Consider the following 3,907-nt stretch of genomic DNA (forward strand, 5'->3'; position numbering starts at 1 on the left):
AGTAACCGACGGCTGTGCCTGTAAAATTCCACTGAAACACTTTGCCCGGATGCCGCCGCCTCCGGGCTTTATTGCATTGACTGAGACGACGGCACTCACATGCCAGGAGAAACACCATGTCCACGCAAGACAGTCTGATTGCGCTGACTGACACCCTCATCCAGAAGAATGGTTATCAGGGCTTCAGCTATGCTGACCTCGCCGAAGGGCTGGGGATACGCAAGGCCAGTATTCATTATCATTTCCAGACCAAAACCGACCTCGGGATTGCCTACTGTGAATTTAAAGAGGCAGGTTTGCTGAGTCTGGAGGCGGAATTGCAGCAACTTCCGGCCGGAAAAGCCCGCCTGCAGGGGTATATGGACGCCTTCCTGAAATGTGCCGACCAGGGGCAGATGTGCGGTATCCATGCCATGCTCTCCGACAGCGCGGCCTTCGAAACCTCACTTCAGGACGCCACCACCCGACTGGCACAAACCGACCTGCGAATTCTGACGGACGTGCTGATTTCAGGCCGCGAGAGCGGCGAACTGGTGTTCACCTCCGCGCCAGCAGATGTGGCCATCATCATTGGCAGTGCAATAAAAGGGGCCCTGATGCTCAACCGCATCGCGCCGCATGATGCCTGTAGCCGCACCATGGCCGCCCTTATGCAACTGCTCTGTCGTCCGTAGTCTTTTCCCCTGAATCCCCCGGCCCGCAGGATGCGGGCTTTTTATTGCCCCCAAGGAAATAGTGTGACTCGAGTCACATTTTTTTAGCGATAAGTGAAATTCGCCCTTGCCAATCTATCTACTGGTAGGTAGATTTAACTTTAACAACACAGCAACACCAAAATAAAACATAACCGACATACAGGGGTAATCATCATGAAAGCACTTATCAACGACGTTATCGCCATCTTTACCCGTAAACCTCACGGCCCGGTCATCATCAAATCTGACCTGACCGAAGAACAAAAAGCCGACCTGGTGCCGGTTTATACACTCTCCATCGGCTGGGTGTCTTCCGTCGATGAGCTGGAAAAAGAGGTCATCCGCGAAGCCCTCGAACACGGTGCCGCCGGTTATCTGATTTCAGACCTTCAGCAGGCCCGCTTCATTCATGCCCGCGCCACACTGTTCGCATGATAAAGAACGAAAAATAAAAGGATGCATATCATGAAAAACACCACCTTCAACACACTGCTGCACCGCGTACTTCGCCAGACGGCTGGCCTCGATATCATCGTCCTGCGCCTTTCGGTCATCTTCATCTTCGCGCTGTTTGGCACCTACAAATGGTTCGCTTTTGAAGCCGACGCCCTGCACCACCTGCTGCCGGGCACCTGGCTCGGGGCACTGTATCCGGCGCTGGGCGTTCAGGGGCTCAGCTACGGACTCGGTGTGGTGGAAAATATCACCCTGCTGGCGCTGATAATCGGCTTTTTCCGCCCTCTCGCCGGTGTTGTGGGTGCGGTGATGGTGACGGGCACCGGCATTGTCACCCTGAGCCTGCTACCGCAACTGGGTCGTATTGACAGCTTCATCATCAAGGATGTTCTGCTGATTGGCGCCGGGCTGGTGCTTCTGCGACATGACCTGCGATGCACGCTGGTTTTGCGGAGGGTATCCCGGGCACGACAGCTTCGCTCCGCCCACAAACCCCGTCCGTCTGACGCACTGTCAGCCATGGGGTGACCCTGAATTACGCCGCAGCCTGTTATTACTGGCCCGTAAATACAACACCACTCCCGGGTTCATTGTGAGAGGCATGGAAGCCGCCTTTCGGGCGGGGGTCACCCCCCGCTATTTTATAGCGCGCTACCTGGAAAATAAGCCGCTCCCCGTCAATCCGGATTTTGAAAAGCACTATCGGGATCTCATTCATGAGCAGGCTCCGCCCCAGTGAATGACACCCGCAAGGAGAACAAAATGAGCAGACAGTATAAAAAAGACCCGCAGGCCATTCAGGCGCTGACAGAACTGCAGTTTAACGTCACGCAGAAAAATGGCACCGAACGCTCTTTCACCGGAGAATATGACGACCATTTTGAGGAAGGGCTGTACGTGGATATTGTATCCGGCGAACCCCTGTTTACCTCAAAAGATAAGTTTAATTCCGGCTGCGGCTGGCCAGCATTCAGTCGCCCGGTTGAGAACAATGTCCGTAATCTGAGCGACGTCAGCCACGGCATGGTGCGCACCGAAGTCCGCTCCCGCCACGGCGACAGCCATCTGGGGCATGTATTCCCGGACGGGCCACAGGAAAGCGGCGGGCTTCGCTACTGCATCAATTCCGCCGCGTTGCGTTTTATCCCGACAATGTCTTTAGCCACAGAAGGGTATGGAGAATTCCTTTCCCTGTTTGAAACCGGAGATCAACATGAAAACTGACACTGCTATTCTTGCTGGCGGCTGCTTCTGGGGTGTTCAGGAGCTTATTCGCAACCTCGACGGGGTTATCAGCACCGAAGTGGGTTACACCGGAGGGCGTAATGACAACCCCACGTATCAGTATCATCCCGGCCATGCGGAAGCCATCAGGGTCATTTTTTCACCTGACCAGTTGAGCTACCGGGAGCTGCTGAAGTTCTTTTTTCAAATCCATGACCCGACCACCGTACGTCGCCAGGGAAATGATATCGGCTCCAGCTATCGTTCCGCTATTTACTGGACAACCGAAGAACAGATGTCTGAGGCCAACCAGCTTATCCACGAAATGGATGAGTCCGGCATCTGGCCTGGCGTGATCGTGACGGAGGTGGAAAAAGCATCAGCATTCTGGTCCGCAGAAGCCGAACACCAGGACTATCTGCAGCGCAATCCGAATGGTTACACCTGCCATTTTGCCCGTCCGGACTGGCAGTTGCCGGAATAAAGCAAGGCTTCTTACACTTTTAACCGCCCGTAAAAAGAGCCCCGGCGCAGGGGAAATCCTGCCGTGCCGGGGTGTTGCATCTGCAAAAATGCACTGTGCCGCATTGCGACATCGACCTCAAGCAAAGAAATCAGTCAGTGCAGTCCACCCTTTTTATCCTCTGAACAGAGCCCCCTTAGCCTGTCAATCTGTCGTGCGACCTGAATCGCCGCATCCAGTTCGCAGATCCCCTGCTCACGCATGAGTTTCGCACGCGCAGCCTTCTCATGTTTTTCAGTCATCCCGAGCGCCAGATAAAGGCTCGGTGGCACCACCCGGAACAGCGCTTCGATTTTATTCGCCAGCACCACGCCTTCGGTGTATTTCTCCGGTGCCTTACTGGCGGAGAGCAACAGCTGGCGCTGTGCATCACTGAGTGTTTTGAAGCGTTCCAGTTGGGTCACCTCCTCCGGGGGCATCACCAGCAGTTCCCACCACTCAATCATGTTCAGCAGCTTCTTCGCTTCATCCGGAAAATCTGCCAGGTTTTGCGTGGCCAGCCACAGCCAGATCCCCAGCTTACGCCACATCTTCGAGCCCTTGGTGAGGAAGCGGGCCAGCAGCGGGTTCACGGTAATGATGTGGGACTCATCGGTGATATTGACGATGGGGCGTTCCAGATGCTGATCGCGCTCGCCCAGGTTGTTGATATGATTAATCAGTGATATGTAGCTGATGGCAAGCTGGGCCTCATACCCTTCACGGGCAAAGGTGCCGAGATCAACCAGTGTGATATCCGCATCCGGCCAGGGTGTTCCTTCCCGGTTGAATAATTCGCCCTCAAAGCCTGAGCAGAACAGGTTCATCGACTCCGCCATCTCATAGGCGCGAGTGCGTCGGCTCTCCGGCAATGAGCTGTCTTTTGACAGAACAAACAGCGCATCGCGCACATCCTGTGTCAGCGTCTGTCGCTCAGCCTGGTGACAGACGGTTGCCGCATCGATGATGGCCTGGCGGATCATCGCCCTGTCCGGACGGGTCAGCCGGGCATCTTCCCGGGGTTCGCCAC

Annotated in this window: 5 protein-coding genes and 1 pseudogene; 5 read left to right on the top strand and 1 reads right to left on the bottom strand. The window is 55.2% G+C overall.

Features of this window, described 5'->3' with window-relative positions; genetic code table 11:
• Positions 1–116: 116 nt before the first annotated feature.
• The 5 genes from ACRCWW_RS05515 (at position 117) to msrA (ending at position 2,859) form a co-directional block, all read left to right on the top strand.
• Complete coding sequence (locus ACRCWW_RS05515; protein WP_438681512.1) at positions 117–674, top strand: TetR/AcrR family transcriptional regulator; 558 nt, start codon at positions 117–119, stop codon at positions 672–674.
• A gap of 195 nt (positions 675–869) precedes the next feature.
• Positions 870–1,130, top strand: coding sequence for a DUF1471 domain-containing protein (locus ACRCWW_RS05520; protein WP_438681513.1), 261 nt, complete (start codon positions 870–872; stop codon positions 1,128–1,130).
• A gap of 30 nt (positions 1,131–1,160) precedes the next feature.
• Positions 1,161–1,679: a DUF417 family protein gene (locus ACRCWW_RS05525; RefSeq protein WP_438681514.1), complete on the top strand. Its 519-nt coding sequence runs from the start codon at positions 1,161–1,163 to the stop codon at positions 1,677–1,679.
• 234 nt (positions 1,680–1,913) lie between these two features.
• Positions 1,914–2,375 (top strand): peptide-methionine (R)-S-oxide reductase MsrB, encoded by a 462-nt coding sequence (msrB, locus tag ACRCWW_RS05530; RefSeq protein ID WP_438681515.1) that lies wholly within the window; start codon positions 1,914–1,916, stop codon positions 2,373–2,375.
• Positions 2,365–2,859 (top strand): peptide-methionine (S)-S-oxide reductase MsrA, encoded by a 495-nt coding sequence (gene msrA / locus ACRCWW_RS05535; protein ID WP_438681516.1) that lies wholly within the window; start codon positions 2,365–2,367, stop codon positions 2,857–2,859. The genes msrB and msrA overlap by 11 nt, the downstream gene beginning before the upstream one ends.
• Before the next feature lie 134 nt (positions 2,860–2,993).
• Here the strand turns inward: msrA and ACRCWW_RS05540 are convergent.
• Positions 2,994–3,907 (bottom strand): annotated as a pseudogene (locus tag ACRCWW_RS05540) (conjugative transfer ATPase); the annotation flags it as partial.

It is taken from the genome of Scandinavium sp. (assembly GCF_051650185.1).
Classification (GTDB): Bacteria; Pseudomonadota; Gammaproteobacteria; order Enterobacterales; family Enterobacteriaceae; genus Scandinavium.

Coding starts and splice junctions, on each gene's coding strand:
- ACRCWW_RS05515 (WP_438681512.1), top strand. CDS start 117: ATGTCCACGCAAGACAGTCTGATTGCGCTGACTGACACCCTCATCCAG.
- ACRCWW_RS05520 (WP_438681513.1), top strand. CDS start 870: ATGAAAGCACTTATCAACGACGTTATCGCCATCTTTACCCGTAAACCT.
- ACRCWW_RS05525 (WP_438681514.1), top strand. CDS start 1,161: ATGAAAAACACCACCTTCAACACACTGCTGCACCGCGTACTTCGCCAG.
- msrB (WP_438681515.1), top strand. CDS start 1,914: ATGAGCAGACAGTATAAAAAAGACCCGCAGGCCATTCAGGCGCTGACA.
- msrA (WP_438681516.1), top strand. CDS start 2,365: ATGAAAACTGACACTGCTATTCTTGCTGGCGGCTGCTTCTGGGGTGTT.